Source organism: Cupriavidus sp. WS (genome assembly GCF_000395345.1).
Lineage (GTDB): Bacteria > Pseudomonadota > Gammaproteobacteria > Burkholderiales > Burkholderiaceae > Cupriavidus > Cupriavidus basilensis_B.
The window spans coordinates 21,694-47,570 of the sequence record NZ_AQPL01000205.1 but is presented as its reverse complement, the minus strand read 5'-3'; the positions used below and the strand labels follow the sequence as shown (position 1 = coordinate 47,570).

Sequence of the window (25,877 nt, the reverse complement as noted above, 5' to 3'; positions counted from 1 at the left end):
GAGCCACATCAGGCCACCATCAGGCCGACGCCGTACAGCGCCACGCCCGCGCCGGCCACGCGCGCCAGCCAGCCGGCGTGGCGGCGCAGCGCCTGGCCCAGGCCGATGCCGCTCAGGTGCAGCATCATGGTCGCCACGGTGAAGCCGCCCACGTAGGCGGCCGCGGCCGGCAGCGCGCCCGCCGCGGTGGGCAGCTCGGCGCCGTGCGCGTAGCCGTGGAACACGGCGAAGCCGCCGACGATGGCCATGCCGGCCCACGCCGGCAGCCTGGCGTGCAGCGCCACCAGCAGGCCGATCACCAGCAGCGAGGCGGCGATCATCGGCTCCACCAGCGGCAGCCCCGCCCCCGCCAGCCCGAGCGCGGCGCCGGCCAGCATCAGCGCGACGAACACGAACGGCATGCGCAGCGCCTCGCGCGGCGAGCGCGCGCCCAGCGCGCTCCACACGCCCACGCCGGTCATCGCCAGCAGGTGGTCCATGCCGGTGAACGGATGCAGCAGGCCGGCCCACAGGCTGGCGCCGACGGTGGCGGCATCGTGGCCGGGATGGGCGATGGCGGCGGCGCTGGCCAGCGCCAGGGAGGCGCCGACGATGGCGCGCGCGCGGGTGGAACGGTTCATGTCTTGATGCCTCGTATTTTCTTGTTGGACAGGATGCGGCAGGGTTCGGCGTGGCTCGCCTCAGACGATCGGGTGATGCACCGTGACCAGCTTGGTGCCGTCCGGGAAGGTGGCTTCGACCTGGATCTCGGGGATCAGCTCGGCCACGCCGTCCATCACGTCCTCGCGCGTCAGCACGGTGGTGCCTTCGTGCATCAGCTCGGCCACGGTGCGGCCGTCGCGCGCGCCTTCCATGATGGCGGCGGTGATGAGCGCCACCGCTTCCGGGTAGTTGAGCTTGAGCCCGCGCGCGCGGCGGCGCTCGGCCAGCAGCGCGGCGGTGAAGATCAGCAGCTTGTCTTTCTCTCGCGGAGTCAGTTCCATCTCGGCATTCCCGTTGTTTCGTTGTTGTCCGTGCCGGCGCCGCGCCGGACCCTCATGTCGCCCACAGGCGCAGCGGCCGCGCCGGCACGCCGTGGATGGGCTCGCGCAGCGCGCTCCACGCCCGCACCATCAGCGCGCGCACGTCTTCCATGCGCGCGCCCAGCACGCGCAGCAGCAGCATGGCGTGGCTGTCCTGCTCGAGGCGCGTCACGCCGGCGCGCAGGTCGGCGCGGTACGGCAGCGTTTCCGCCAGCGCCTCGGCCAGCGCCGGCGTGGCGCCCTCGCCCACCGCCCACAGCGTGGCCATGACGTTGAGCCCGTCCAGCCCGGCCGGCGCGCGGCGCAGCGCCGAGCCGGCGTCGAGCCGCGCGCTTTCGAGCCACAGCGCGCGCCGGCTGCCCGCCAGCGCGATGCGCGTGTCCATGCGCAGCGTGCCGCGCGCCCAGGTCTCGCCGCTGGCCTGGCGCCCCAGCACCACGGCATCCCAGCCGATCGCGCTGGCGCCGGGCGCCAGCGTCAGCGTGGTGGACAGGCACGCATGCGCGTCGTCGAACACGATGTTCTCCTGCGGCAGCCAGTCCAGCCGCGCGCCCGCATCCAGTTCTAGCGTGACGCGCTGCGCCGCCGCGCGGCCGAGCGACTTGTACCACTTGGTCGCGCCCGGCGTGGCGATCACGGCATGCGCGCCGGCACCCGCCGCCAGGCCGATCTCCAGGCTGTCGCCGCCGGCGATGCCGGCGGGCGGATGCAGGATCACCGCGTGGCAGATGCCGCCTTCGGGATAGAGCGGCTTCTGCACCAGCAGCGGGCCGCGGTGGCGCCGCTCGACCAGCGCGGTGCGTTCGCCGCGCGCGGCGAACGCCAGGCGCAGGCTGGCCTCCCATGCGGGCGGCACGGCAACGGTCGAAGGAAAATCCGGATGACGCATGGGAACCTGGAAAGCGGGCGCCGGCGGCGCGGCGCGCGTGATGCGGGCATCATAGCGCGCGGCCCGGCCGGCTGGAAGTGGTATCGCGGTGGCGCAGCGCGCAGCTTGCCGCCCGCCTCACACCGCGATCAGCTCCCGCACCCCGTCCTCTTCCATGCGCGCGCCCTCGCCCTTCGCCACCACCTCGCCGCGGCTCATCACCACGTAGTGGTCGGCCAGGTGGCGCGCGAACTCGTAGTACTGCTCCACCAGCAGCACGGTCATGCCGAACTCGTCCACCAGCAGCCGCAGCGCGCGGCCGATGTCCTGGATGATGGACGGCTGGATGCCTTCGGTGGGCTCGTCCAGGATCAGCAGTTCCGGCTCGCTCATCAGCGCGCGGCCGATCGCCAGTTGCTGCTGCTGCCCGCCGGAAAGGTCGCCGCCGCGGCGCGCGCGCATGCTGCGCAGCACCGGGAACAACTGGTAGATGCGGTCGGGCACGCCGCTCGGGCGCTTGAGGCTGGCCGCGCCGATCAGCAGGTTCTCTTCCACGGTCAGGCGCGGGAAGATCTCGCGGCCCTGCGGCACGTAGGCCAGCCCGGAGGCCACGCGCTCGTAGGGCGGCTTCTTCTCCAGCGCGTGCCCGGCCCAGCTGATGCTGCCGCTCTTGGTCGGCACCACGCCCATCAGGCATTTGAGCAGCGTGCTCTTGCCCACGCCGTTGCGGCCCAGCAGCGTGGTCAGCTTGCCCTGCGGCACCTCGAAACTGACGTTGCGCAGGATGTGGCTGCCGCCGTAGAACTGGTTCAGTGCGTTGACCTGCAGCATGGTTATCTTCCCAGGTAGGATTCGATCACGCGCTCGTCGCGCTTGACCGCGTCGAGCGTGCCTTCGGCCAGCAGGCTGCCCTCGGCCAGCACGGTCACGGTGCCGGTGTCGCCCGCCAGCGCGGCGACGAACTCCATGTCGTGCTCCACCACCATCATCGAGCAGGTGCCGCGCAGGCTGTTGAGCAGCGCGGCGAGCTGCATGGTTTCCTCGTCGGTCATGCCGGCCACCGGCTCGTCGAGCAGCAGCAGCTGCGGCTGCTGCATCAGCAGCATGCCGATCTCCAGGCGCTGCTTCTGCCCGTGCGAGAGCAGCCCCGCGGGGCGGTAGGCCTCGTCCTCGAGCCCGGTCAGCGCCAGCGTTTCCTCGATGCGGCGATGGCCTTCGGCGCCCAGCCGCGCGCGCAGCGACGACCACCAGCGCTTGTCGGCCTTCATGGCCAGCTCCAGGTTCTCCCACACCTCGTGCTGCTCGAACACGGTGGGCTTCTGGAACTTGCGGCCGATGCCGGTCTGCGCGATCTTCGGCTCGGTCATGCGCATCAGGTCGATGCTCTGGCCGAGGAACACGCGCCCGCTCACGTTGGCGTTGCGCGGCCCGGTCTTGCCGGTAATCACGTCCATCATGGTGGTCTTGCCGGCGCCGTTGGGGCCGATCACGCAGCGCAGCTCGCCGTGGTCGATCGACAGCGACAGGTTGTTGAGCGCGCGGAAGCCGTCGAACTGCACGGTGACGTCTTCCAGGTAGAGGATGGGCCCGTGCGAGACGTCGATGACGCCCGGCTCCAGCACGCGGCCGAGGCCGGTGGCGTCGCCGCTTTCCGCCTGTTGGTTTCCGAGTGCCGCGTTCATGCGTCGCCTCCGCTGCGGGTGGCGCCGGCCGGCGCCGCCTCGCTTGCATTCGATGGGGTGACGACGGGCGAGGCGCCCGCCGGGGCCGCGCCCTGCGCGGGCTGGCGCCGCGCCGGCTCACCGCGCAGCCGCTTGAGCAGGCCGATCACGCCGTCCGGCAGGTACAACGTGACCAGCACGAACATGGCGCCGAGCAGGAACAGCCAGTATTCGGCGAAGTACGCCGTGAACATGGTCTTGGCGCCGTTGACGAGGAAGGCGCCGATGACCGGGCCGATCAGCGTGCCGCGCCCGCCCACGGCCACCCACACCGCCATCTCGATGGAGTTGGCCGGCGACATCTCGCCCGGGTTGATGATGCCCACCTGCGGCACGTAGAGCGCGCCGGCGATGCCGCACAGCACCGCCGAGAAGGTCCACACGAACAGCTTGTAGCCGAGCGGGTTGTAGCCCGAGAACATCACGCGCATCTCGGCGTCGCGCACCGCCGTGACCACGCGGCCGAGCTTGGAGGTGACGATGTAGCGGCAGGCGATGAAGCCGGCCAGCAGCGCGGCGAAGGTCAGCACGAACAGCGCGGTGCGCGTGTGCGGCGCGGCCACCGCGAAGCCGGCGATGCGCTTGAAGTCGGTGAAGCCGTTGTTGCCGCCGAAGCCGGTCTCGTTGCGGAAGAACAGCAGCATGGCGGCGTACGTCATGGCCTGCGTGATGATCGACAGGTACACGCCCTTGATGCGCGAGCGGAACGCGAAGAAGCCGAACAGCCACGCCAGCACGCCCGGCACCAGCACCACCAGCAGCAGCGCGTAGCCGAGGTGCCCGGTGCCGTGCCAGAACCACGGCAGCTCCTTCCAGTCGAGGAACACCATGAAGTCGGGCAGGTCGCTCTTGTACACGCCCTCGCGCCCGATCGAGCGCATCAGGTACATGCCCATCGCGTAGCCGCCGAGCGCGAAGAACAGGCCGTGGCCGAGGCTGAGGATGCCGCAGTAGCCCCACACCAGGTCCAGCGCGATGGCGGCCAGCGCGAAGCACATGATCTTGCCGACCAGCGTAAGCACGTAAGCCGACACGTGCAGCGGATGGCCCTCTGGCAGCAGCAGCGCGCACACCGGCACGCCCACCGCGGCGATCAGCGCCAGCACCACCAGCGCCGACCAGCCGCGCCGCGTGAACAGCGGCTGGCGCGCCGGCACGGCCAGCCGGAAACCCGTTGCGGATGGATTGCTTGTCGATGTCTGCATCATGCCTCCGCGCTGCGCCCCTTGAGCGCGAACAGTCCCTGCGGGCGCTTCTGGATGAAGAGCACGATCAGCACCAGGACGAAGATCTTGGCCAGCACCGCGCCGTAGAACGGCTCGATGAACTTGTTGACGAGGCCCAGGCCGAAGGCGCCGATGATGGTGCCGGCCAGCTGGCCCACGCCGCCCAGCACCACCACCATGAAGGAGTCGATGATGTAGGCTTGGCCGAGGTCCGGCCCGACATTGCCGATCTGCGACAGCGCGCAGCCGCCCAGCCCGGCGATGCCCGCGCCGAACGCGAACGCGTAGCTGTCCACCTTCCACGTGCGCACGCCCACGCAGGCCGCCATGGTGCGGTTCTGCGTGGTGGCGCGCACGAACAGGCCGAGCCGCGTGCGGTTGAGCACGCCCCACGCCACCGCCACCACGGCCAGCGCGAACACGATGATGACCATGCGGTTGTAGGGCAGCACCAGCCCCGGCAGCCATTCGATGCCGCCGCTCATCCACGACGGGTTGGCCACTTCCACGTTCTGCGCGCCGAACAGCGTGCGCACCGCCTGCATCAGCAGCAGGCTCACGCCGAAGGTGGCCAGCAGGGTTTCCAGCGGGCGCCCGTACAGATGGCGCAGCACCAGCCGCTCGAGCACGAAGCCGACGATGGCCGAGGCCAGGAACGAGGCCGGCAGCGCCGCCAGCAGATACCAGTCGAAGGCGCCGGCGAAGTGCGCGCGGAACACGCCCTGCACCATGTAGGTGGCGTAGGCGCCGATCATGAGGAATTCGCCGTGCGCCATGTTGATGACGCCGATCAGGCCGTAGGTGATGGCCAGCCCGAGTGCCGCCAGCAGCAGCACGCTGCCCAGGCTCAGCCCGGCGAACAGGTTGCCGATCAGCTCGGCGCGGCGCTGGTCGCCGCGCAGCGCGTCGAGCGCCTGCTGGGCGGCGCCGCGCAGTTCGGCGTCGGGCTCGCGGTAGTTGCCGGCGGCGTCCTTCTCCACCAGCGGCTGGAGCTTCTGCCGGCTTTGCGGGTTGCTGTCGCGGCCGAGGATGCGGACCGCCTCGAGGCGGTCGTCGCGGCTGCCTTCGGCCAGCACGATGTTGGCCCAGATCACGTCGAGCTTGGCACGCAGGCCGGCGTCGGCCTCGGCCTTGCGCGCGGCTTCCACGGTCTCGCGCGAGGCGCTGCCGGGCTGGTCCAGCAGCGTGTCGACGGCCTGCGCGCGCACCGTGGCGTCGGGCGACTGCAGCAGCATGCTGCTGGCGGCGCTGTCCACCAGTGCGCGCAGGCTGTTGTTGAGCGTGAGCGATTCGAGCTCGTCGGCCTTCACGGCCACGGGCTTGCCGGTGATCGCGTCGAGGGTCTTGTCGCCGTCCTGGCGCACCATGCCGACCGACGGCGCGTATTGCAGCGCGTCGTCCTGCAGCGCCTTGAGGATGGGGCCGGCCTGTTCCGGCGGCGCCTTGGCCAGCGCGGTCAGCGCGGCGGTCTTGGCGTCGAAGTCGTCCTCGGCCAGCGGCTTGAGGTCGGCCTGCGTGAGCGGCGCGGCCCACAGCGGCGCCGCGGCCAGCAGCAGCGCGGCCAGCATGGCGCGCAGCCAGGGCAAGGCGGAAAGGGAAAAGGATCGGTGCATAGGGCTGGCGGAGTCCTGGTTGCGCGCTTCGGGTCGCGTCTCTTGTACTTTGGGGGCGCAGCGATGCGGGCGGCTTCCGCCCGGCGGACAGGGCGGAAGAAAGGGCCGGCCGTCAGACCGGCTGGCCTTCGGGCCTTCTGACGATGCCGCGCGCGGCGGCGCGGGCCGGCGCGGCGCGTTGCCGGCCCGCCCCTGCCCCGCGCCGCGGCCCGGCGGGAGAGGCAGCGCGCCTCGCGCCGGCATCGCGCGGCGGCTTGCGCCGCCGGCTTACATCACCTTGTCCGGCTTGCCTTCGTTGCCGGAGATGAACGGGCTCCACGGCTGCGCGCGGATCGGCTTCGGCGTCTTCCACACCACCGTGAACTGGCCGTCGCCCTTGACTTCGCCGATCATCACCGGCTTGTACAGGTGGTGGTTGTCGCCCATCGTCAGCGTGAAGCCGTCCGGGGCCTTGAAGGTCTGGCCGTACATGGCCGCGCGCACCTTGTCCGGATCGGTGCTGCCGGCCTTCTTCACGGCCTGCGCCCACATGTGGATGCCGACGTAGGTGGCTTCCATCGGGTCGTTGGTCACGCGCTTGTCGCCGCCCGGCAGGTTGTTGGCCTTGACCCACGCCGCCCATTCCTTCTTGAAGGCGTCGTTGGTCGGGTTCTTGACCGACATGAAGTAGTTCCACGCGGCCAGGTGGCCGACCAGCGGCTTGGTGTCGATGCCGCGCAGTTCTTCCTCGCCCACGGAGAAGGCCACCACCGGCACGTCCTTGGCCTTCAGGCCGGCGTTGCCGAGCTCCTTGTAGAACGGCACGTTGGAGTCGCCGTTGATGGTGGAGATCACCGCGGTCTTGCCGCCCTGCGAGAACTTCTTGATGTTGGCGACGATGGTCTGGTAGTCGCTGTGGCCGAACGGCGTGTAGACCTCTTCGATGTCCTTGTCCGCCACGCCCTTGCTCTTGAGGAAGGCGCGCAGGATCTTGTTGGTGGTGCGCGGGTAGACGTAGTCGGTGCCCAGCAGGAAGAAGCGCTTGGCGCCGCCGCCTTCCTTGCTCATCAGGTACTCGACCGCGGGGATGGCCTGCTGGTTGGGCGCCGCGCCGGTGTAGAAGACGTTCTTGGACATCTCCTCGCCTTCATACTGCACCGGGTAGAACAGCAGCGCGTTGAGTTCCTCGTAGACCGGCAGCACCGACTTGCGCGACACCGAGGTCCAGCAGCCGAAGGTCACGGCGACCTTGTCGTTGGTGACGAGCTGGCGCGCCTTCTCGGCGAACAGCGGCCAGTTGGAGGCCGGATCGACCACCACCGGCTCGAGCTTGCGGCCGAGCACGCCGCCGCTCTTGTTGATCTCGTCGATGGTCATCAGCGCCACGTCCTTGAGCGACGTTTCGGAAATGGCCATGGTGCCGGACAACGAATGCAGGACACCGACCTTGATCGGATCCTTGGACTGCGCCATCGCCAGCGGGCTGACCCCGGCCGTTGCGAAAAGCGCCGCGGCGGCTACCGCCGACAGCTTCAGCATGTCACGTCGTTTCATTGCAGCTCCCAGATTGTCTCGTGTTTGATAAGGAACAACGCACCCCAAGTAACGTATCTGCAACTAGCGTGCCATGAGCGCCGGGCGCCGCGGGGCGAGCCGTGGCGTGCTTCCGGTGGCGGGGGAAAGCCCTGCGCACCACGACTGTGCGCGATGTATGCGCACCAACTCCGTGCACGGCGGCGGCCAGACTCAGATTGGGGCATGCGCGGCCGCGCGCGCTGGCCGGACTGCCGCGCCGTGGTGCGTGGCGGCCGCTCCGCGGATGCGAATGGCGGTGGGGAACCAGGGGGGGGATGAACGGCGCAACCGGCGACGGGACTGGCGCGGCGGCTTCGTGGTGCGGGGAGGGGTCGATGCGAACCGCCGCGGCGTGGGCGGCGGCGCGCGTCGGCGAGAAATACGCGCCGGGCGCGGCAGGCGCGCCCGGCCATGCGATGCTGTGGGTGCTATGCGTCGGTGCCGCGAGCCGGCGCTACGAGTAGCGGCGCGTGATCGACTCCGCCACGCACACGGGCCGCTCGCTGCCTTCGCGCTCCACCGTGACTTCCCAGATCGACTGGGCGCCGACCAGCGCGGGCGCGTTGGGCAGCGGCTCGAGGCGCTCCACCGAGAGCAGTTTCACGCGCGCGCGCAGGCGGCTGCCGACCGGCACCGGCGCGGTGAAGCGCACGCGGTTCAGGCCGTAGTTCACGCCCATCTTCACGCCGGGCATGTCGAGCGCGTTGTGCAGGAACGCGGGCAGCAGCGACAGCGTGAGGAAGCCGTGCGCCACCGGGCCGCCGAACGGCGACTCGCGGCGCGCGCGCTCCACGTCGACGTGGATCCATTGATGATCGCCGGTGGCTTCGGCGAACTGGTTGACCTGGTGCTGGGTGACTTCGATCCAGTCGCTGACGGCCACTTCCTGGCCTTGCAGGCTTTCCAGTTCTTCGAGCGAAGCGATGGTACGCATGGTGTCTCCTTGTTGTTGTCGCGGGGGTGGCGGGGTGGCGAAGATGGCGAAAGCGGCGCGGGCCGGCGCCGCCAGATGATGCCTTGATGCAGGCGGGCTGGCAACGGCCTCAGGCCGGGCGGCGGCCGTACATGCCCATGCCCTTGACCGTGCAGACCAGCTCGCCGCGCTGGTTGGTGGCTTCCCACTGGGTGTGGATCACGCCGCGGTCCGGCTTGGAGGTGGACGCGCGCGCATCGAGCACCACCAGCGACACGCTCAGCGTGTCGCCGGCGTAGACCGGCTTGAGCCAGCGGATCTCGTCCACGCCGGGCGAGCCCATGCTGGCCGACTTGGAAGTCATGTTGTCCACCAGCAGCCGCATCATGATCGAGCAGGTCATCCAGCCGCTCGAGATCAGGCCCTTGTAGATGCTGTTCTGCGCCGCGTCCTTGTCGACGTGGAAGGGCTGCGGATCGTACTGGCGCGCGAAGGCGAGGATCTCTTCCTCGGTCACGAGGTGCGAGCCGAGGTCGCGCTTGCTGCCGACGGTGAAGTCTTCGAAATACAGGGAAGGCATGGATGCTCCTTTTCCTTCTGTGGCGTGTGGCCTGTGGCATGTGGCGCGGCGGTGGCCGCGGCATGAAAAAAAACCGCGCCCGGACTGCGGCGCGGTTTCTGTCATGTTCCCGGATCAGGCGGTTTCCAGGAACCCGGGCTGCGCCGCGAAGCGGCCCAGGTGGTGGTCGACGTCGCCGAAGGTGGTGTTGATCAGCGTCAGCCGCTTGAACATGTGCGCGGCCGGCAGTTCGTCGGTCACGCCCATGCCGCCGTGGATCTGCACCGCTTCCTGCCCGACCGAGCGGGCCGCCTGCCCCACGCGCGCCTTGGCGGCGGAGGCCAGGCGGCGGCGCTCGGCGGGGCTGGCCTCATCGAAGCGGGCGGCGGCCAGCAGCGTGATCGAGCGCGACTGCTCGGCGTGGATGAACATCTCCACCATGCGGTGCTGCAGCGCCTGGAAGCGCGCGATGGGCTGGCCGAACTGCTGGCGCGTCTTGGCGTATTCCAGCGTGGCGGCGTTGAGCGCGTCGATCACGCCGACCGCTTCCGCGCACAGCAGCACGGCGGCGTAGTCGGCGACCTGCTCGATCACGTCCCACGCGGCGCCGGCGGTGCCCAGCAGTTCGCCCGGCGCATCCTGGAAGGCGATGTCGGCGGCGCGCAGGTTGTCGATGGTGCGGTAGTCGGTGACGCTGACGCCGGCGGCCCGCGGGTCGACCAGGAACAGCGAGATGCCGCCGGTGTCGGCATCGGCGCCGGCGGTGCGCGCCGAGACGATGAGCTTGCCGGCCTGCGCGCCGTGGAGGACCACGGACTTGCGGCCGTTGAGCTTGCCGTCCTTGGCGGTGACGCGCACGTCGTTGAGCGCGTAGCGCGCGTGCGGCTCGTTGAAGGCCACCGCCAGCTTCAGCTCGCCGCCGGCGACCTGCTCCAGCAGCGCGTCCTGGCCGCCGGCCAGCCTGAGCGCGCAGGCGCCGACCACGGTGGCGAGGTACGGCTCCACCACCAGGCCGCGGCCCAGCTCCTGCTGCACCACCATCATGTCGATGGCGGTGCCCGAGAAGCCGCCCTGCGCTTCCGGCACCGGCAGCGCGGTCAGGCCAAGCTCGACCAGCGCGCCCCAGGCCGCGTCGCCGTGGCCGCTGGCGGACCTGATGTTCTTCCTGCGGGTCTCGAAGTCGTAGCTCTTGTCGATGAAGCGGTGGATGGCATCGGCCAGCTGCTTCTGTTCGTCGCTGAGATTGAAGTTCATGTCGCGTGTCTCCTCACAGTCCCAGGATCATCTGGCTGATGATGTTCTTCTGAATTTCGTTGGACCCGCCGTAGATGGAGGTCTTGCGATAGTTGAAGTAGTAGGCGGCCAGCGGCGCGGCATCGTCGTAGCCGGTGACCGCGTGGTCGTGCTCGCATTCCAGGTAGGCGGTGTCGAACGGCTGCGCGTAGGGGCCGACGGCCTCCACCATCAGCTCGGTCAGCATCTGCTGGATCTCGGTGCCCTTGATCTTGAGCATCGAGGCCTCGGGGCCGGGGCCCTTGCCGGCGCTCTCGCTCGACACCACGCGCAGCACGGTCAGCTCCAGCGCCATCAGCTCGATCTCCAGCGCGGCGACCTTGGCGCCGAACAGCGGGTCTTCGAGCAGCGGGCGGCCGTTCTTCTGCTGCTGCTTCGCCACGCGCTTGAGGAAGCCCAGTTCGCGCTTGGAGTTGCCCACGCGGGCGATGCCGGTGCGCTCGTGGCCGAGCAGGTACTTGGCGTAAGTCCAGCCGCGGTTCTCTTCGCCGACGCGGTTTTCCACCGGCACCTGCACGTTGTCGAAGAACACCTCGTTCACTTCGTGCTCTTCGTCGAGCATGATGATCGGGCGCACGGTGATGCCCGGCGTCTTCATGTCGATCAGCAGGAACGAGATGCCCTCCTGCTTCTTGGCTTCGGGATCGGTGCGCACCAGGCAGAAGATCATGTCGGCGTGCTGGCCGAGCGTGGTCCAGGTCTTCTGGCCGTTGACGACGTAGTGCTTGCCGTCGGCGGTCAGCTCGGCCCGGGTCTTGAGCGAGGCCAGGTCGGAGCCCGAGCCCGGCTCGGAATAGCCCTGGCACCACCAGTCGGTGCAGTCCAGGATGCGCGGCAGGTAGTACTGCTTCTGCGCTTCGCTGCCGTACTTCATGATCACGGGCGCGACCATCGCCACGCCGAAGGGCAGCACGCCGGGCGCGCCGACGCGGGCATTTTCCTCGTCCCAGATATGGCGCTGGGTGGCATTCCAGCCGGTGCCGCCATATTCCACGGGCCAGTGCGGCGCGGACCAGCCGCGGCCGGCCAGCAGCTTGTGCCAGCGCACCAGGTCGTCGCGGCTGGGGCGGCGATGGTTGAGAATCTTGCTGCTGATGTCGGCCGGCAGATTGGCCTCCAGCCAGGCGCGCACTTCCGCGCGGAAGGCATCGTCGGCCGCCGAGTAGTTGAGATCCATGCCCGTCTCCAGTGATGCCGGTTTGGGACCGGCAATTGTTCTTGCTAGCGCGTCATGCGCCGGCAAGACACTGCCGCGGGCACAGGACGCTGTTCAGTGAGCCGTCTGCTTGAGCGCAGCCGGCACCACGAGCTGGAAGGTATCGATGCCCTCTTCGGCAAGCGCCTGCACTTCGTCGGGGGACGCCGTGCCGCGAATGCCGCGTTCCGGCGCCTCGTCGTAATGCATGCGCCTGGCCTCCTCGGCAAAGCGCTCGCCCACGTCCTCCGTCTGCGCCAGCACCTGCTTCACCGCCTTCATGTAGAGCGATTGCAGCGTCACCGGAGCCGCGCCCGGGGCTTGCGCCCCGGCGGCCGCCCTGCCCGCCGGCGCGGCGGCCGCGCCGGACAGGTTCAGGCGCGGCGCGCTGGGCAGCCGGGTGATGGCATGGTCGGCGCAGATCGGGCATTGGACGAGTTTCTGCGAAATCTGCGCCTGCGCATCGTCCTCCGAAGCAAACCAGCCCTCGAAACGATGGTCTTGCGCGCAGCGCAGGTCGAGCACCTTCATGATGTTTCCAGCCCGTCGAAAGCTATAGTATCCGCGAAACGGAATTTTGTGAACGGTCGTGCTAATTTTTTTGCGGCCTTGCCCGGCCGGCCTCCCGCGCGTGTTCCGCACGGTGGAAAAGGTGGAAAAGCCGGGGCATGGCCGCGCATGCACGGCTAAGGAATGGGATTCTACGCGCATGCCCGGCGCCGCGCCGGGCATGGCCGGATGTGGCCGGGGAAAGCGCCGGCGCGCCTCAGCGCGGGCCGGGCAGCGCCTGTTCGCCGGGCTGCCAGGCTCCAGAGATCACTTTCTCGAGCCAGAACGCGCCGATGATGGTCTTGACGTCGGTGATGCGGCCGGCGCGCACCCAGTCCAGCACCTGCCCCGCGGGCACGATGAAGGTTTCCAGGAATTCGCCGTCGTCGAGCTCGGCCTCGCCCGCGGCCAGGTCGCGCGCGAGGAAGATGTCGATGAACTCGGTGGAGTAGGAAATGACCGGGTGGATGCGCGTGAGGTAGTCCCAGCGCCGCGCGCTGTAGCCGGTTTCCTCGCGCAGCTCGCGCTCGCCGCAGCGCAACGCGCCTTCCTCGGGGTCGAGCTTGCCGGCCGGGAATTCGAGCATCACCTCGCCGACCGGATAGCGGAACTGCCGCTCCATCAGCACGGTGCCGTCGTCGAACAGCGGGATCATCATCACCGCGCCGGGATGCAGCACGTACTCGCGCCCGGCATGCTTGCCGTCGGGCAGCCTGACGATGTCCTGCCTGAGCGTGAGGAATTTGCCCTGGTGCAGCGTGGCGGAGGCCACGCAGGTTTCCCTGAGGGCGAGATCGTCGCCGGCGGCGGGATCGCCGTGGCCGGCATCGGCCGCGGCCGTGTCCATCGTGTCGCTCATGAAAGCTCCGGGTCCGGGCACGGCCGGCCGGGCGCCTTCACTGCCCGGGCCTCAGGCCGCGCGATGTTTGACGAGGTATTGCCAGGTGAAGCCGGGGAAGGCGAACACCAGCATCATGCAGGCGGTGATGGCGTAGAACTGCCAGCCCTGCGGGAAGGCGTTGCCGAGGCCCGCCTCCACCGCGAAGCCAGCCAGGCCGGCGCACACGTACCAGGTGATCAACTCGGCCAGCCGGACCCACAGCGGCTTCCTGGCGAAGCGCAGCGGGATCACGGCGAACAGCCGCTGGTTGACGAACGGCAGGTTGGCACACACAAGTGCCAGCAAGATGACAAACCAGCCTGCCGCGGACGAACTCATCTGCCTGCGCCGCCTTGCGTCACGACGCCAGCGTGGCGCGGATGGCCTGGTAGCACAGGTTCATCAGCGCCGACGGGAACAGGCCCAGGCCGATGATGAGCGCGCCGTTCAGGCTCAGCATCGAGCGCAGGCCGAACGACGATTCCAGCTTGTGCTCGTCGGCCGGCGCGTCGAAGTACATCAGCTTGACCACGCGCAGGTAGTAGAACGCGCCGATCAGCGAGAACAGCACCGCCACCACGGCCAGCCAGGTCATGCCGCTCTTGACCACCGCCTCGAGCACGGCCAGCTTGGCGTAGAAACCCACGGTCGGCGGGATGCCGGCCAGCGAGAACATCATCACCAGCATCAGCAGCGCGAACCACGGGTTCTTGCGCGACAGGCCCTTGAGGTCGTCCAGGGTCTCGGCCTCGAAGTCCTTGCCGGCGCGCAGCAGCACGATGCCGAAGGTGCCCAGCGTGGTCAGCACGTAGGTCGCGGCGTAGAACATCGACGCGCCGTAGGCGCCGGCGGCGCCCTCGGCGCTGCCGCCGGCCACGCCGGACAGCATGCCCAGCAGCAGGAAGCCCATGTGCGAGATGGTGGAGTACGCCAGCATCCGCTTGAGGTTGGTCTGCACGATGGCGGTCAGGTTGCCGATCGCCAGCGAGGCCACGGCCAGCACGACCAGCATCAGCTGCCAGTCCACCGCCAGCGGCAGCAGGCCTTCGACCAGCAGGCGCAGCGCCATCGCGAACGCGGCCAGCTTCGGCGCGCCGGCGATCAGCAGCGTCACCGCGGTCGGCGAGCCCTGATAGATGTCCGGGATCCACATGTGGAACGGCGCCGCGCCCATCTTGAAGGCGATGCCGGACACGATGAAGACCACGCCGAAGGCCAGCATGGTGGTGTTGACGCGGCCCGACTCGACCACGCGGAACACTTCGCCGAGGTTCAGCGAGCCGGTGGCGCCGTACAGCATCGACATGCCGTACAGCAGGAAGCCCGAGGCCAGCGCGCCGAGCACGAAGTACTTGATGGCCGATTCGGAGGTCACGCGGTTGTCGCGGCGCAGGGCCACCAGCGCGTAGGACGCCAGCGACAGCAGTTCCAGGCCCAGGTACAGGGTCAGGAAGTTGTTGCCGGTGATCATGACGATCTGGCCGCCGAGCGTGAACAGCGCGAGCATGTAGAACTCGCCGTTGTACATGTCGCGCTGGGCCAGGTAGCCGCGCGTGTAGACCAGCGTGATGAACAGCGCGGCCGAGCAGAACGCCGACAGCACGTTGGCCATCGGATCCACCACCACCAGGTTGGAGAACGCGTAGTGGGTGTCGCCGGCGGCGGCGTTGAGGCCGAACCAGAAGGTCAGCACCAGCGTGATCAGCAGCGACAGCGGATAGGCCAGGCTGGTGCGCTTGCGCCCGCGCGCCAAGTCGATCCAGTTGACCGCGGCAATCGAGATCGCCAGGAAGATGATTGGCGCCACAGGTGCCAGTGTCGAGGACGGTTGCATGTTTGTTTCTCTTCCCGATTACAGCTTCGACTGCGCCACGTGCGACAGCAGGTTCACCACGGAAGCGTGCATGACGTCGGTGAAGGGTTTCGGATACAGGCCCATGTACAGGGTCATGATCGCCAGCAGGCCGAGCATGAAGAACTCGCGCTTGTTCAGGTCGATCAGCTCGGCGACGTGCTTGTTCACCACGTCGCCGAAGATCACGCGCTTGACCATCCACAGCGAATAGGCGGCGCCCAGGATCAGCGCGGTGGCCGCCAGCAGGCCGATCCAGAAATTGAACTTGACCGCGCCCAGGATGACCATGAACTCGCCGACGAAACCCGAGGTGGCCGGCAGGCCGCAGTTGGCCATCGCGAAGAACACCGACAGCGCGGCGAACTTCGGCATGGTGTTCACCACGCCGCCGTAGTCGGCGATCTGGCGCGAGTGCATGCGGTCATACAGCACGCCGATGCACAGGAACATGGCGCCCGAGACGAAGCCGTGCGAGATCATCTGCACGATGCCGCCTTCCAGGCCGATCTCGTTGAAGATGAAGAAGCCGAGCGTGACGAAACCCATGTGGGCGATCGACGAATACGCCACCAGCTTCTTCATGTCGGCCTGCACCAGCGCCACCAGGCCGATGTAGATCACCGCGATCAGCGAGATGGCGATGATAAACCCCGCCAGGCTGTGGCTCGCGTCGGGCGCGATCGGCAGCGAGAACCGCAGGAAGCCGTAGGCGCCCAGCTTCAGCATGATGGCGGCCAGCACCACCGAGCCGCCGGTCGGCGCCTCCACGTGGGCGTCGGGCAGCCAGGTGTGCACCGGCCACATCGGCACCTTGACCGCGAAGGCCAGGAAGAAGGCGATGAACAGGCCGATCTGCTCGTTCATCGACAGCCTGGCCTGGTGCCATTCGAGGATGTCGAAGGTGCCGGTCTTGCTGTACAGGTACAGCAGCGCGACCAGCGTCAGCAGCGAGCCGAGCAGCGTGTAGAGGAAGAACTTGAAGGCCGCGTACACGCGGTTCGGGCCGCCCCACACGCCGATGATGATGTACATCGGGATCAGGGTGGCTTCGAAGAACACGTAGAACAGCATGCCGTTGAGCGCGCTGAACACGCCGACCATCAGGCCGGACAGGATCAGGAACGCGGCCATGTACTCGGCCACGCGCTCGGTGATCACTTCCCAGGCCGAGATCACCACGATCACCGTGATGAAGGCCGTCAGCACCACGAACCACATCGAGATGCCGTCGACGCCGAGGTGGTAGTTGATGCTGAAGCGCTCGATCCAGGCCGACTTCTCGACGAACTGCATGGCAGCCGTGGAGCGGTCGAAGTGGAAGACCAGGGGCAACGTGGCGACGAAGCTGACGACCGAGCCGAACAGCGCCATCCAGCGCACGTAGCAGCGACTGCGGTCAGACCCGGAGGCAAGGACTAGCAAGCCAAAGAAGATAGGCAGCCAGATAGCGAAAGACAGAACCATTTTCTTGTTTTCCTTACTTGGCGCCCACCGTGGCGAACGAGGTGCCGAACACCGTCAGCGACAGCAGCACCAGCATGCCCAGGATCATGGCGAATGCGTAGTGGTAGATGTAGCCGGACTGCAGGTAGCGGCTGACCGATGCGAACCATCCCACCACGCGGGCCGCGCCGTTGACCACCAGGCCGTCGATCAGGCCCTGGTCGCCGCCCTTCCACAGGCCGGTGCCCAGCAGGCGCGCGCCGCGCGCGAACACGGCCTCGTTGATGGCGTCCATGTAGTACTTGTTGTCGAGCAGCGTGTACAGGCCCGAGCAGCGTTGCTTGATCGCGGCGGGGATGTCCGGGCGCTTCATGTAGAAGAACCACGACAGCACCACGCCCGCGATGGCCAGCCACAGCACCGGCGTGGTCAGCGAGTGCAGGCCCATCGCCACCCAGCCGTGGAAGGCTTCGGCCAGCTCCTCCATCGCATGATGGTTCTCGCCGACGTAGATCACGTTCTTGAAGGCCACGCCGTTCTTGAAGAAGTCGCCGAACAGCATCGGGCCGATGGCGAACGCGCCGACCACCACCGAGGGGATGGCCAGCATGACCAGCGGCAGCGTCACCACCCACGGCGACTCGTGCGGCTTCTGGCCCGGGGCCAGGCCGTGATGGTGCTCGTCGTGGCCGGCTTCCTCTTCCTCGTGGTCATCGTGGCCGTGCGCGTGGGCGTGGTGCGCGTCGTGCGCCTTGCCGAAGCGCTCTTCGCCGTGGAACACCAGGAAGTACATGCGGAACGAGTAGAACGCCGTGACGAACACGCCGGCCAGCACCGCGAAGTAGGCGAAGCCCGAACCGGCGATGTGCGATTCCGCCACCGCCTCGATGATCGAGTCCTTGGAGTAGAAGCCCGCGAAGAACGGCGTGCCGATCAGCGCCAGCGAACCGACCAGCGAGGTGATCCAGGTGATCGGCATGTACTTGCGCAGGCCGCCCATGTTGCGGATGTCCTGGTCATGGTGCATGCCGATGATGACCGAGCCGGCCGCGAGGAACAGCAGCGCCTTGAAGAAGGCGTGGGTCATCAGGTGGAACACCGCCACCGAGTAGGCCGACGCGCCCAGCGCCACGGTCATGTAGCCGAGCTGCGACAGCGTGGAGTACGCCACCACGCGCTTGATGTCGTTCTGGATGATGCCCAGGAAGCCCATGAACAGCGCGGTGATCGCGCCGATCACCAGCACGAAGGACAGCGCGGTGTCGGACAGCTCGAACAGCGGCGACATGCGCGCGACCATGAAGATGCCGGCCGTCACCATCGTGGCGGCGTGGATCAGCGCGGAGATCGGGGTCGGGCCTTCCATCGAGTCCGGCAGCCACACGTGCAGCGGGAACTGGGCCGACTTGCCCATCGCGCCGATGAACAGGCAGATGCAGGCCACCGTGATCATCATCCAGTCGGTGCCCGGGAACAGGATCGTGGCGAGCTGGTCGCGCGCGGCGAACACGTCGGTGTAGTTCATGCTGCCGCTGTAGGCCAGCAGCAGGCCGATGCCGAGGATGAAGCCGAAGTCGCCGACGCGGTTGACCAGGAAGGCCTTCAGGTTGGCGAAGATCGCCGTCGGCCGGGTGTACCAGAAGCCGATCAGCAGGTACGACACCAGGCCCACCGCTTCCCAGCCGAAGAACAGCTGCAGGAAGTTGTTGCTCATGACCAGCATGAGCATCGAGAAGGTGAACAGCGAGATGTAGGCGAAGAAGCGGTTGTAGCCGGGGTCTTCCGCCATGTAGCCGACGGTGTAGATGTGCACCATCAGCGAGACGAAGGTCACCACCACCATCATCATCGCGGTGAGCGAGTCGACCAGGAAGCCGACTTCCATCTTGAGGCTGCCGATCGTCATCCACTCGTACACCGTGGCGTTGAAGCTCGCGCCGTTCAGCACATCCAGCAGCACGATGATCGACAGCAGGCAGGAGATCGCCACGCCGAGGATGGTCACGGTGTGGGCCAGCGTGCGGCCGGCGCGCGTCTCCGAGGAGAACGTGCTGAAGAACTTGGTGCCGAACAGGCCGGCGATGGCTGCACCGGCTAGCGGTGCGAGCGGGATCGCCAGTAGCAGGTTGGGGTCGAGCGTGGTTGCCATAGGACGCTTAGTGGTGTGCGGTCGGATTACAGTCTTGATTCATGGCGTGGCGATGCGGATCAGCCCTTGAGGGTGTCCATGTCGTCCACGTTGATCGTGTCCAGGTTGCGGAACAGCACGACCAGGATTGCCAGACCGATTGCCGACTCGGCCGCGGCCACCGTGAGGATGAAGAAAACGAAAACCTGACCGGCCAGGTCGCCGAGGTAATGCGAGAAGGCGACGAAGTTCATGTTGACCGCGAGCAGCATCAACTCGATCGCCATCAGCAGCACGATCACATTCTTGCGGTTCAGGAAGATACCAACGATGCTGATGGCGAAGAGGATCGCACCGAGCACGAGGAAATGGGCGAGAGATAGCACAGCGTGTCTCCGGGCTTCAGTTCTTGTTGGCGGCAGCGGCGGCGTCCTGCGCCTTGGCTTCCGCGGGCATCGAGACCAGGCGCACGCGATCCTCGCGGCGGGTGCGCAGCTGCTCGCCCACGTCCTGCGCCTTGTTGTCCTTGCGGCGGCGCAGCGTCAGCGCGACGGCGGCGATGATCGCCACCAGCAGGATGATGCCGGCCACTTCGAAGGCGTAGATGTAATCGGTGTAGATCAGCTTGCCGAGCGCGCCGGTGTTCGAGTAGCCCGGGCCCTGCGCCACGTTGTTCAGCGGCGTGGTGGTGCCGATGAAGTTGCGCACCAGCACGGTGGCCATCTCGGCGATGATCAGCGCGCCGACCACCGAGGCCAGCGGCACGTAGGTCCAGAAGTCCCGTCGCAGGTGCTCGATGTCGATGTCGATCATCATCACCACGAACAGGAACAGCACCATCACGGCGCCCACGTACACCAGCACCAGCAGGATGGCGAGGAATTCGGCCTTCAGCAGCATCCAGATCGCGGCGGCCGTGAAGAACGACAGCACGAGGAACAGTGCGGAGTGCACGGGGTTCTTCGCGGTGATGACTTTCAGTGCGGAGAGCACCAGCACCAGCGCAAAGACGTAGAAGATGGTGGTCGTCAGTTCCATGGTTCCTGTCGGATCCTCTTTGAGCCTTCCGGCACAAGCCGCCTCCGGCGGCCTGCCCTTGCGGCATCCTTTTCGTCGGCCCCAGCGGGGCCGGATTCACTTGTTCGTTGGCAGCGCCGGCCAGATTCGGCCGGCACGCCCTGTAATGCTCCGCCTTGGGCGATGCTCAGCGGTACTTGGCGTCCGCGGCCTTGGCCGCGGCGATCTGCGGTTCGTAGCGGTCGCCCACGGCCAGCAGCAGATCCTTGGTGAAATACAGGTCGCCGCGCTTCTCGCCGTGGTACTCGAGGATGTGCGTCTCGACGATGGCGTCGACCGGGCAGGCCTCTTCGCAGAAGCCGCAGAAGATGCACTTGGTCAGGTCGATGTCGTAGCGCGTGGTGCGGCGGGTGCCGTCGGCGCGCGCGTCGGACTCGATGGTGATGGCCATCGCCGGGCAGACCGCCTCGCACAGCTTGCAGGCGATGCAGCGCTCTTCGCCGTTGGGGTAGCGGCGCAGCGCGTGCAGGCCGCGGAAACGCGGCGAGATCGGCGTCTTCTCTTCGGGAAACTGGACCGTGACCTTGCGGGCGAAGAGATAGCGCCCGGTCAGAGCCATGCCCTTGAAGAGTTCCTTCAGGAGCAGGCTGTTGAAGAAGTCCTTGATGGCGAGCAGCATGACGATTGCTTCCTAATGATTCCGCAGGGCACCGCCGGGGGCGGCGGCGCACCTGCCCTGGCCGTTCAATGCCAGATATTCCAAGGCGACCGGATCCAGATCGCGACGATGATCAGCCAGCCCACCGTAAGCGGGATGAAGACCTTCCAGCCCAGGCGCATGATCTGGTCGTAGCGGTAGCGCGGGAACGACGCGCGCAGCCAGATGAAGACCGACAGCAGCAGGAAGACCTTGAACAGCAGCCAGAAGAAGCCCGGGATCGCATTGGTGATGAAGCTCGAGAACGGCGGCGCCCAGCCTCCCAGGAACATCAGCGCGGTCATCGTCGAGATGATGATCATGTTGATGTACTCGGCCAGGAAGAACAGCGCGAAGGCCATGCCCGAATATTCGATCATGTGGCCGGCCACGATTTCCGATTCGCCTTCCACCACGTCGAACGGGTGGCGGTTGGTCTCGGCCACGCCGGAGATGAAGTAGACACCGAACATCGGCAGCAGCGGCAGCCAGTTCCAGGACAGGATGTTGATGCCCAGGCCGGCGAAGTAGCCGGTGTTCTGCGTGTTGACGATGGCCGACAGGTTCAGGCTGCCCGACACCATCAGCACCGTCACCAGGGCGAAGCCCATCGCGATTTCGTACGACACCATCTGCGCCGCGGCGCGCATGGCGCCGATGAAGGCGTACTTGGAGTTCGAGGCCCAGCCGGCCAGGATCACGCCGTACACGCCGACCGAGCTGATCGCCATCACGTACAGCAGGCCGGCGTTGACGTTGGCCATCACAGCCTCGGCCTGGAACGGGATCACCGCCCAGACCGCCACGGCGGGCATCAGCACCATCAGCGGGGCAACCAGGTACATGCCCCGGCTGACCTGCGTCGGCATCATGACTTCCTTGAGCAGCAGCTTGAGCACGTCGGCGATCGGCTGCAGCAGGCCGAGCGGGCCGACCCGGTTCGGGCCGATACGCACATGCATCCAGCCGATCAGCTTGCGCTCCCACAGGATCAGGTAGGCCACGCACAGCAGCAGCGGCACCACGATGAGCACGGCGCGAATCAGGATCCACAGCGGCGTCCAGGCGCCGCCGAAGAGATTCTGCCCTTGCGAGGTAATCCAGTCGATCATGTTTCTTTCTCGCTCTTCTTATGCCGTGGCCGCCGGCTCGGCCGCGCCCTTCGCGGCGCTGGCCAGGTCGATGGCTTTCTCAACGGTGACGGTGCCCGACGTGGCGTCCAGGCTGGCCGCGGCGACGGTGCCCGCGGATACGCGCACGGTGCCGGCGGGCAGCGCCGCTTCCAGCGCCGCCGGCAGCACCACGCTGCCCTGCCCCTGCGTCACGCGCACCGGGTCGCCGGCCTGCACGCCGAGCGCGGCGAACAGGTCGGCCGACAGGCCGGCCTGCATGGCGCGGCGCGCGGCGGCGGTCAGTTGCAGCGAGTCGGCGCGGCGCACGATCGGGTCGGCGTGGTAGATCGGCACGTCGGCGACGCGCTCGATGCCGCCGGCGGCCGCGCTCACGCGGATGGCGGCGTCGGTGGCGTTGCTCAGCTGCGCCGCGACCGGCTTGGCCAGCACGTCGTCGCGCACGTTCTCGGCGGTCTCGTAGTCGAAGCCCGGCACGTCGAGCAGGTTGCCCAGCACGCGCAGGACCTTCCAGGCCGGGCGCGCGTCGCCGAGCGCGCGCACCACGCCGTTGAAGCTCTGCGGCAGGCCTTCGCAGTTGACGAAGGTGCCGGCGGTCTCGGTGTACGGCGTCACCGGCAGGATCACGTCGGCGTATTGCAGCGCGGCTTCCGAGCGGAACGGCGACAGCACCACCACGGTGCCGGCCTGGCCCAGCGCGGCCAGGGCCTGGCGCGGGTTGGCGGCGTCGAACTCGGGTTCGGCGTTGAGCAGCACGTAGGCGCGGCGCGGGGTGGCGAACATGGCCTGCGCGTTGGCGCCGCCGTTCTGCGGCAGCGCGCCGGCGATGTGGCCGCCCACGGTGTTGGCGGCTTCGGTCAGGAAGCCCAGCGTGGCGCCGGTCTCGGTGGCGATCCACTGCGCCAGCGCGTGCAGCGTGGCGAACTGCGGATGGCGCACGGCCTCGTTGCCGAGGAACACGGCGCGGCGCTCGCCCGACAGCAGCGCGTCGGCGATCAGCCTGGCCTTGTCGTCACCGTCGAAGCCGTCGGTGCCGGCCGGTGCGGCCACGCCCTTGGCGGCGGCCACCGCGCGGGCCACGCCGGCCAGGGCCGCGGCCCAGGCGGACGGCGCCGCGTCGATGCGGGCGGCCAGCGGCATCAGCAGGTCGTCGGCGTTGGCGCCGAGCACGGCCACGCGGGCGCCCTTCTTGCCGGCCTGGCGCAGACGCGCGGCCAGCAGCGGGTGGTCCTTGCGCAGGGCCGAGCCGATCACCAGCACGCGCTGCAGCGCGGAGACTTCGGCGATCGGCAGGCCCAGCCACGGCGCGCCCTTCACGGCGGCCGAGAAATCGGTCTGGCGCTGGCGGAAGTCGATGTTGTCGCTGCCCAGGCCGCGCACCAGCTTGCCCAGCAGGTGGAGTTCCTCCAGCGTGCTGTGCGGGCTGGCCAGCGCGGCGATCTGGTCGGCGCCGTGCTCGCGCTTGATGCCGGCCAGGCCGTTGGCCACGTATTCCAGCGCGGTCTGCCAGTCGGTTTCCATCCACTCGCCGCCCTGCTTGAGCAGCGGCTTGGTGAGACGGTCGGCGCTGTTCAGGCCTTCGTACGAGAAGCGGTCCTTGTCGGACAGCCAGCACTCGTTGACGTCTTCGTTTTCCAGCGGCAGCACGCGCATCACGCGCTGGTTCTTGGTCTGCACCACGAGGTTGGCGCCGAGGCCGTCATGCGGCGACACCGACTTGCGGCGCGCCAGTTCCCAGGTGCGGGCCGAGTAGCGGAACGGCTTGCTGGTCAGCGCGCCGACCGGGCACAGGTCGATCATGTTGCCCGACAGCTCGGAGTCGACCGTCTGGCCCACGAACGTGGTGATTTCCGAGTGCTCGCCGCGGTTGAGCATGCCCAGCTCCATCACGCCGGCCACTTCCTGGCCGAAGCGCACGCAGCGGGTGCAGTGGATGCAGCGCGTCATCTCTTCCATCGAGATCAGCGGGCCCACGCTCTTGTGGAACACCACGCGCTTCTCTTCCTTGTAGCGCGATTCCGAGCCGCCGTAGCCGACCGCCAGATCCTGCAATTGGCACTCGCCGCCCTGATCGCAGATCGGGCAGTCCAGCGGGTGGTTGATCAGCAGGAATTCCATCACCGACTTCTGGGCCTTGACCGCCTTCTCCGAATTGGTGAAGACCTTCATGCCCGGGGTGACGGGAGTGGCGCAGGCCGGCAGCGCCTTGGGCGCCTTTTCGACCTCGACCAGGCACATGCGGCAGTTGGCCGCGATGGACAATTTGCGGTGGTAGCAGAAGTGCGGGATGTAGGTGCCCAGCTTGCGGGCCGCTTCCATCACCAGGCTGCCTTCAGCAACCTCAACCTTCTTGCCGTCGATCTCGAGTTCAACCATGTTCTGCCACGCTTAGATGTAGGCCGGAACCATGCACTGCTTGTGTTCGACGTGATACTCGAACTCTTTCCAGTAGTGCTTGAGCATGCCGCGGACCGGCATCGCTGCCGCATCACCGAGCGCGCAGATGGTGCGGCCCATGATGTTTTCAGCGACGTTATTGAGCAGGTCCAGGTCTTCCTGGCGCCCTTCCCCGTGTTCGATGCGATTCACCATGCGGTAGAGCCAGCCCGTGCCTTCGCGGCACGGCGTGCACTGGCCGCACGATTCTTCGAAGTAAAAGTACGACAGGCGCAGCAGCGAGCGGACCATGCAGCGCGTCTCGTCCATCACGATCACCGCGCCCGAGCCCAGCATCGAGCCGGCCTTGGAGATCGAGTCGTAGTCCATGTCGGACGCCATCATCAAATCGCCCGGCACCACCGGCGCGGACGAGCCGCCCGGGATCACCGCCTTGATGCGCTTGCCGCCACGCATGCCGCCGGCGAGCTCCAGCAGCGCCGAGAACGGCGTGCCCAGCGGGATCTCGTAGTTGCCGGGGCGCTCGACGTCGCCGGACACCGAGAAGATCTTGGTGCCGCCGTTGTTCGGCTTGCCCATCTTCAGGTAGTTGTCCGGGCCGACGCCCAGCAGGAACGGCACCGCGGCGAAGGTCTCGGTGTTGTTGATGGTGGTCGGCTTGCCGTACAGGCCGAAGCTGGCCGGGAACGGCGGCTTGAAGCGCGGCTGGCCTTTCTTGCCTTCCAGCGATTCGAGCAGCGCGGTTTCCTCGCCGCAGATGTAGGCGCCGTAGCCGTGGTGGGCATGCAGCTGGAAGTTGAAGCCCGAGCCCAGGATGTCGTCGCCCAGGAAACCCGCCGCGCGCGCTTCCTCGAGCGCCTGCTCGAAGATCCGGTATTCGTTCCAGATCTCGCCGTGGATGTAGTTGTAGCCCACGGTGATGCCCATCGCGTACGCGCCGATGGCCATGCCTTCGATCAGCGCGTGCGGGTTGTAGCGGATGATGTCGCGGTCCTTGAAGGTGCCGGGCTCGCCCTCGTCGGTATTGCAGACCAGGTACTTCTGGCCCGGGAACTGGCGCGGCATGAAGCTCCACTTCAGGCCGGTGGGGAAGCCCGCGCCGCCGCGCCCGCGCAGGCCCGAGGCCTTGACGTCCGCGATCACCTGCTCGGGCGTGACCTTCTCGGTCAGGATGCGCCGCAGCTGCTGGTAGCCGCCGCGCTTGACGTAGTCTTCGAGGTGCCAGTTGCTGCCGTCGAGGCCGGCCAGGATCAGCGGCTTGATGTGGCGGTCGTGCAGAGAGGTCATGTTACTTGTCCCCCTTGGCGGCTTCGGTGGCCTTGAGCTCGTCGACCAGCGCATCGAGCTTGGCGTCGCTCATGAAGCTGCACATGCGGGTGTTGTTGACGATCATCACCGGCGCGTCGCCGCAGGCGCCCATGCATTCGCCTTCCTTGAGCGTGAAGGTGCCGCACGGAGTGGTTTCGTTGTAGTCGATGCCGAGCTTGCGCTTGAGATACTCGCCGGCCCGCTCGCCGCCCGACAGGGCGCAGGGCAGGTTGGTGCAGACCGTCAGCTTGTACTTGCCGACCGGCTTGGTGTCGTACATGTTGTAGAAGGTCGCGACTTCCTCGACCCACACCGGGGGCATGTCGAGGTAGCTGGCGACGAACTGCATGACTTCCGGAGAGACCCAGCCCACTTCGCCCTGTGCCACGGCCAGCGCCGCCATCACGGCCGACTGCTTCTGGTCAGCCGGATACTTGGCGATCGCGCGATCGATTTCCTTGAGAGCTTCTGCTGATAGCATGGTCGTTGCTGTAATACGCCGAGTCATT

The 25,877-nt window shown here is 67.7% G+C and carries 26 protein-coding genes; 1 reads left to right on the top strand and 25 read right to left on the bottom strand.

The features are described 5' to 3' along the window. Nucleotides 1-8 precede the first annotated feature (8 nt). The 8 genes from K206_RS0117315 to urtA form a co-directional block, all read right to left on the bottom strand. A complete protein-coding gene (locus K206_RS0117315; protein ID WP_020203658.1) occupies nucleotides 9-620 on the bottom strand; it encodes a HupE/UreJ family protein in 612 nt (203 codons plus the stop codon). 60 nt (nucleotides 621-680) lie between these two features. After that, nucleotides 681-983 carry an urease subunit gamma gene (locus tag K206_RS0117310; protein ID WP_020203657.1) on the bottom strand — a complete coding sequence of 101 codons (303 nt, stop codon included), beginning with the start codon at nucleotides 981-983 and terminating at the stop codon, nucleotides 681-683. Nucleotides 984-1,035: 52 nt separating this feature from the next. Then, nucleotides 1,036-1,911 carry an urease accessory protein UreD gene (locus K206_RS0117305; protein WP_029043748.1) on the bottom strand — a complete coding sequence of 292 codons (876 nt, stop codon included), beginning with the start codon at nucleotides 1,909-1,911 and terminating at the stop codon, nucleotides 1,036-1,038. A 117-nt stretch (nucleotides 1,912-2,028) separates the two neighbouring features. Then, nucleotides 2,029-2,721 carry an urea ABC transporter ATP-binding subunit UrtE gene (gene urtE / locus K206_RS0117300; protein WP_020203655.1) on the bottom strand — a complete coding sequence of 231 codons (693 nt, stop codon included), beginning with the start codon at nucleotides 2,719-2,721 and terminating at the stop codon, nucleotides 2,029-2,031. A 2-nt stretch (nucleotides 2,722-2,723) separates the two neighbouring features. Beyond that, nucleotides 2,724-3,572: an urea ABC transporter ATP-binding protein UrtD gene (gene urtD / locus K206_RS0117295; RefSeq protein WP_020203654.1), complete on the bottom strand. Its 849-nt coding sequence runs from the start codon at nucleotides 3,570-3,572 to the stop codon at nucleotides 2,724-2,726. Further along, nucleotides 3,569-4,816 (bottom strand): urea ABC transporter permease subunit UrtC, encoded by a 1,248-nt coding sequence (gene urtC, locus K206_RS0117290; protein ID WP_029043747.1) that lies wholly within the window; start codon nucleotides 4,814-4,816, stop codon nucleotides 3,569-3,571. Before urtC ends, urtD begins: the two co-directional genes overlap by 4 nt. Further along, complete coding sequence (gene urtB / locus K206_RS0117285; RefSeq protein WP_052165896.1) at nucleotides 4,816-6,450, bottom strand: urea ABC transporter permease subunit UrtB; 1,635 nt, start codon at nucleotides 6,448-6,450, stop codon at nucleotides 4,816-4,818. The genes urtC and urtB overlap by 1 nt, the downstream gene beginning before the upstream one ends. Nucleotides 6,451-6,717: 267 nt before the next feature. Further along, nucleotides 6,718-7,983 carry an urea ABC transporter substrate-binding protein gene (gene urtA, locus K206_RS0117280; protein WP_029043746.1) on the bottom strand — a complete coding sequence of 422 codons (1,266 nt, stop codon included), beginning with the start codon at nucleotides 7,981-7,983 and terminating at the stop codon, nucleotides 6,718-6,720. Nucleotides 7,984-8,339: 356 nt separating this feature from the next. On the opposite strand from urtA, the gene K206_RS44660 reads away from it, so the two are divergent. Further along, on the top strand, nucleotides 8,340-8,468 hold the full coding sequence (locus K206_RS44660) for a hypothetical protein (protein ID WP_255359642.1): 129 nt from the start codon (nucleotides 8,340-8,342) through the stop codon (nucleotides 8,466-8,468). On the opposite strand, the gene K206_RS0117275 is transcribed toward K206_RS44660, so the two are convergent. From K206_RS0117275 to nuoE, 17 genes are all read right to left on the bottom strand, one after another. Further along, nucleotides 8,459-8,938, bottom strand: a complete 480-nt coding sequence (locus K206_RS0117275) for a MaoC family dehydratase (protein WP_020203650.1) — start codon at nucleotides 8,936-8,938, stop codon at nucleotides 8,459-8,461. The genes K206_RS44660 and K206_RS0117275 overlap by 10 nt on opposite strands. A 109-nt stretch (nucleotides 8,939-9,047) precedes the next feature. Further along, nucleotides 9,048-9,497: a MaoC family dehydratase gene (locus tag K206_RS0117270; protein WP_020203649.1), complete on the bottom strand. Its 450-nt coding sequence runs from the start codon at nucleotides 9,495-9,497 to the stop codon at nucleotides 9,048-9,050. Between the two features lie 114 nt (nucleotides 9,498-9,611). Next, entirely contained in the window at nucleotides 9,612-10,730 is a 1,119-nt protein-coding gene (locus tag K206_RS0117265; RefSeq protein WP_020203648.1) for an acyl-CoA dehydrogenase family protein, read from the bottom strand. A gap of 13 nt (nucleotides 10,731-10,743) precedes the next feature. Further along, nucleotides 10,744-11,946 (bottom strand): acyl-CoA dehydrogenase family protein, encoded by a 1,203-nt coding sequence (locus K206_RS0117260; protein ID WP_020203647.1) that lies wholly within the window; start codon nucleotides 11,944-11,946, stop codon nucleotides 10,744-10,746. A 93-nt stretch (nucleotides 11,947-12,039) separates the two neighbouring features. Beyond that, nucleotides 12,040-12,495 carry a DUF1178 family protein gene (locus K206_RS0117255; protein WP_020203646.1) on the bottom strand — a complete coding sequence of 152 codons (456 nt, stop codon included), beginning with the start codon at nucleotides 12,493-12,495 and terminating at the stop codon, nucleotides 12,040-12,042. Between the two features lie 235 nt (nucleotides 12,496-12,730). After that, a complete protein-coding gene (locus K206_RS0117250; RefSeq protein ID WP_052165897.1) occupies nucleotides 12,731-13,360 on the bottom strand; it encodes an NUDIX domain-containing protein in 630 nt (209 codons plus the stop codon). 63 nt (nucleotides 13,361-13,423) lie between these two features. Then, nucleotides 13,424-13,732 (bottom strand): DUF2818 family protein, encoded by a 309-nt coding sequence (locus tag K206_RS0117245; protein WP_020203644.1) that lies wholly within the window; start codon nucleotides 13,730-13,732, stop codon nucleotides 13,424-13,426. Between the two features lie 19 nt (nucleotides 13,733-13,751). After that, a complete protein-coding gene (nuoN, locus tag K206_RS0117240) occupies nucleotides 13,752-15,227 on the bottom strand; it encodes an NADH-quinone oxidoreductase subunit NuoN (RefSeq protein WP_029043745.1) in 1,476 nt (491 codons plus the stop codon). Between the two features lie 18 nt (nucleotides 15,228-15,245). Next, on the bottom strand, nucleotides 15,246-16,712 hold the full coding sequence (locus K206_RS0117235; RefSeq protein WP_029043744.1) for an NADH-quinone oxidoreductase subunit M: 1,467 nt from the start codon (nucleotides 16,710-16,712) through the stop codon (nucleotides 15,246-15,248). A 13-nt stretch (nucleotides 16,713-16,725) separates the two neighbouring features. Then, a complete protein-coding gene (gene nuoL / locus K206_RS0117230; RefSeq protein WP_020203641.1) occupies nucleotides 16,726-18,840 on the bottom strand; it encodes an NADH-quinone oxidoreductase subunit L in 2,115 nt (704 codons plus the stop codon). A gap of 59 nt (nucleotides 18,841-18,899) precedes the next feature. Next, the gene (gene nuoK, locus K206_RS0117225; protein ID WP_006156828.1) at nucleotides 18,900-19,205 is read right to left on the bottom strand and encodes an NADH-quinone oxidoreductase subunit NuoK; all 306 of its coding nucleotides are present in this window, start codon (nucleotides 19,203-19,205) and stop codon (nucleotides 18,900-18,902) included. 16 nt (nucleotides 19,206-19,221) lie between these two features. Next, entirely contained in the window at nucleotides 19,222-19,857 is a 636-nt protein-coding gene (locus K206_RS0117220) for an NADH-quinone oxidoreductase subunit J (protein ID WP_020203639.1), read from the bottom strand. 166 nt (nucleotides 19,858-20,023) lie between these two features. Beyond that, nucleotides 20,024-20,515: an NADH-quinone oxidoreductase subunit NuoI gene (nuoI, locus tag K206_RS0117215; protein ID WP_020203638.1), complete on the bottom strand. Its 492-nt coding sequence runs from the start codon at nucleotides 20,513-20,515 to the stop codon at nucleotides 20,024-20,026. A gap of 65 nt (nucleotides 20,516-20,580) precedes the next feature. Continuing rightward, a complete protein-coding gene (nuoH, locus tag K206_RS0117210) occupies nucleotides 20,581-21,645 on the bottom strand; it encodes an NADH-quinone oxidoreductase subunit NuoH (protein WP_020203637.1) in 1,065 nt (354 codons plus the stop codon). A gap of 18 nt (nucleotides 21,646-21,663) precedes the next feature. Next, nucleotides 21,664-24,039 carry an NADH-quinone oxidoreductase subunit NuoG gene (nuoG, locus tag K206_RS0117205; protein WP_020203636.1) on the bottom strand — a complete coding sequence of 792 codons (2,376 nt, stop codon included), beginning with the start codon at nucleotides 24,037-24,039 and terminating at the stop codon, nucleotides 21,664-21,666. Between the two features lie 12 nt (nucleotides 24,040-24,051). Then, on the bottom strand, nucleotides 24,052-25,347 hold the full coding sequence (gene nuoF, locus K206_RS0117200; RefSeq protein ID WP_020203635.1) for an NADH-quinone oxidoreductase subunit NuoF: 1,296 nt from the start codon (nucleotides 25,345-25,347) through the stop codon (nucleotides 24,052-24,054). Nucleotide 25,348: 1 nt separating this feature from the next. Next, nucleotides 25,349-25,849 carry an NADH-quinone oxidoreductase subunit NuoE gene (gene nuoE / locus K206_RS0117195; protein WP_020203634.1) on the bottom strand — a complete coding sequence of 167 codons (501 nt, stop codon included), beginning with the start codon at nucleotides 25,847-25,849 and terminating at the stop codon, nucleotides 25,349-25,351. Between the last annotated feature and the right edge of the window lie 28 nt (nucleotides 25,850-25,877).

Bases quoted from the DNA above. Each gene is read 5' to 3' on its own strand.
- nuoH (WP_020203637.1), bottom strand. From the start codon at position 21,645: ATGATCGACTGGATTACCTCGCAAGGGCAGAATCTCTTCGGCGGCGCC.
- K206_RS0117315 (WP_020203658.1), bottom strand. From the start codon at position 620: ATGAACCGTTCCACCCGCGCGCGCGCCATCGTCGGCGCCTCCCTGGCG.
- K206_RS44660 (WP_255359642.1), top strand. From the start codon at position 8,340: ATGCGAACCGCCGCGGCGTGGGCGGCGGCGCGCGTCGGCGAGAAATAC.
- K206_RS0117270 (WP_020203649.1), bottom strand. From the start codon at position 9,497: ATGCCTTCCCTGTATTTCGAAGACTTCACCGTCGGCAGCAAGCGCGAC.
- K206_RS0117265 (WP_020203648.1), bottom strand. From the start codon at position 10,730: ATGAACTTCAATCTCAGCGACGAACAGAAGCAGCTGGCCGATGCCATC.
- K206_RS0117255 (WP_020203646.1), bottom strand. From the start codon at position 12,495: ATGAAGGTGCTCGACCTGCGCTGCGCGCAAGACCATCGTTTCGAGGGC.
- urtC (WP_029043747.1), bottom strand. From the start codon at position 4,816: ATGCAGACATCGACAAGCAATCCATCCGCAACGGGTTTCCGGCTGGCC.
- K206_RS0117220 (WP_020203639.1), bottom strand. From the start codon at position 19,857: ATGGAACTGACGACCACCATCTTCTACGTCTTTGCGCTGGTGCTGGTG.
- nuoE (WP_020203634.1), bottom strand. From the start codon at position 25,849: ATGCTATCAGCAGAAGCTCTCAAGGAAATCGATCGCGCGATCGCCAAG.
- K206_RS0117250 (WP_052165897.1), bottom strand. From the start codon at position 13,360: ATGGACACGGCCGCGGCCGATGCCGGCCACGGCGATCCCGCCGCCGGC.
- urtD (WP_020203654.1), bottom strand. From the start codon at position 3,572: ATGAACGCGGCACTCGGAAACCAACAGGCGGAAAGCGGCGACGCCACC.
- nuoG (WP_020203636.1), bottom strand. From the start codon at position 24,039: ATGGTTGAACTCGAGATCGACGGCAAGAAGGTTGAGGTTGCTGAAGGC.
- K206_RS0117245 (WP_020203644.1), bottom strand. From the start codon at position 13,732: ATGAGTTCGTCCGCGGCAGGCTGGTTTGTCATCTTGCTGGCACTTGTG.
- nuoL (WP_020203641.1), bottom strand. From the start codon at position 18,840: ATGGCAACCACGCTCGACCCCAACCTGCTACTGGCGATCCCGCTCGCA.
- K206_RS0117275 (WP_020203650.1), bottom strand. From the start codon at position 8,938: ATGCGTACCATCGCTTCGCTCGAAGAACTGGAAAGCCTGCAAGGCCAG.
- nuoF (WP_020203635.1), bottom strand. From the start codon at position 25,347: ATGACCTCTCTGCACGACCGCCACATCAAGCCGCTGATCCTGGCCGGC.
- urtE (WP_020203655.1), bottom strand. From the start codon at position 2,721: ATGCTGCAGGTCAACGCACTGAACCAGTTCTACGGCGGCAGCCACATC.
- K206_RS0117305 (WP_029043748.1), bottom strand. From the start codon at position 1,911: ATGCGTCATCCGGATTTTCCTTCGACCGTTGCCGTGCCGCCCGCATGG.
- K206_RS0117310 (WP_020203657.1), bottom strand. From the start codon at position 983: ATGGAACTGACTCCGCGAGAGAAAGACAAGCTGCTGATCTTCACCGCC.
- K206_RS0117235 (WP_029043744.1), bottom strand. From the start codon at position 16,712: ATGGTTCTGTCTTTCGCTATCTGGCTGCCTATCTTCTTTGGCTTGCTA.
- K206_RS0117260 (WP_020203647.1), bottom strand. From the start codon at position 11,946: ATGGATCTCAACTACTCGGCGGCCGACGATGCCTTCCGCGCGGAAGTG.
- nuoI (WP_020203638.1), bottom strand. From the start codon at position 20,515: ATGCTGCTCGCCATCAAGGACTTCTTCAACAGCCTGCTCCTGAAGGAA.
- urtA (WP_029043746.1), bottom strand. From the start codon at position 7,983: ATGAAACGACGTGACATGCTGAAGCTGTCGGCGGTAGCCGCCGCGGCG.
- urtB (WP_052165896.1), bottom strand. From the start codon at position 6,450: ATGCACCGATCCTTTTCCCTTTCCGCCTTGCCCTGGCTGCGCGCCATG.
- nuoN (WP_029043745.1), bottom strand. From the start codon at position 15,227: ATGCAACCGTCCTCGACACTGGCACCTGTGGCGCCAATCATCTTCCTG.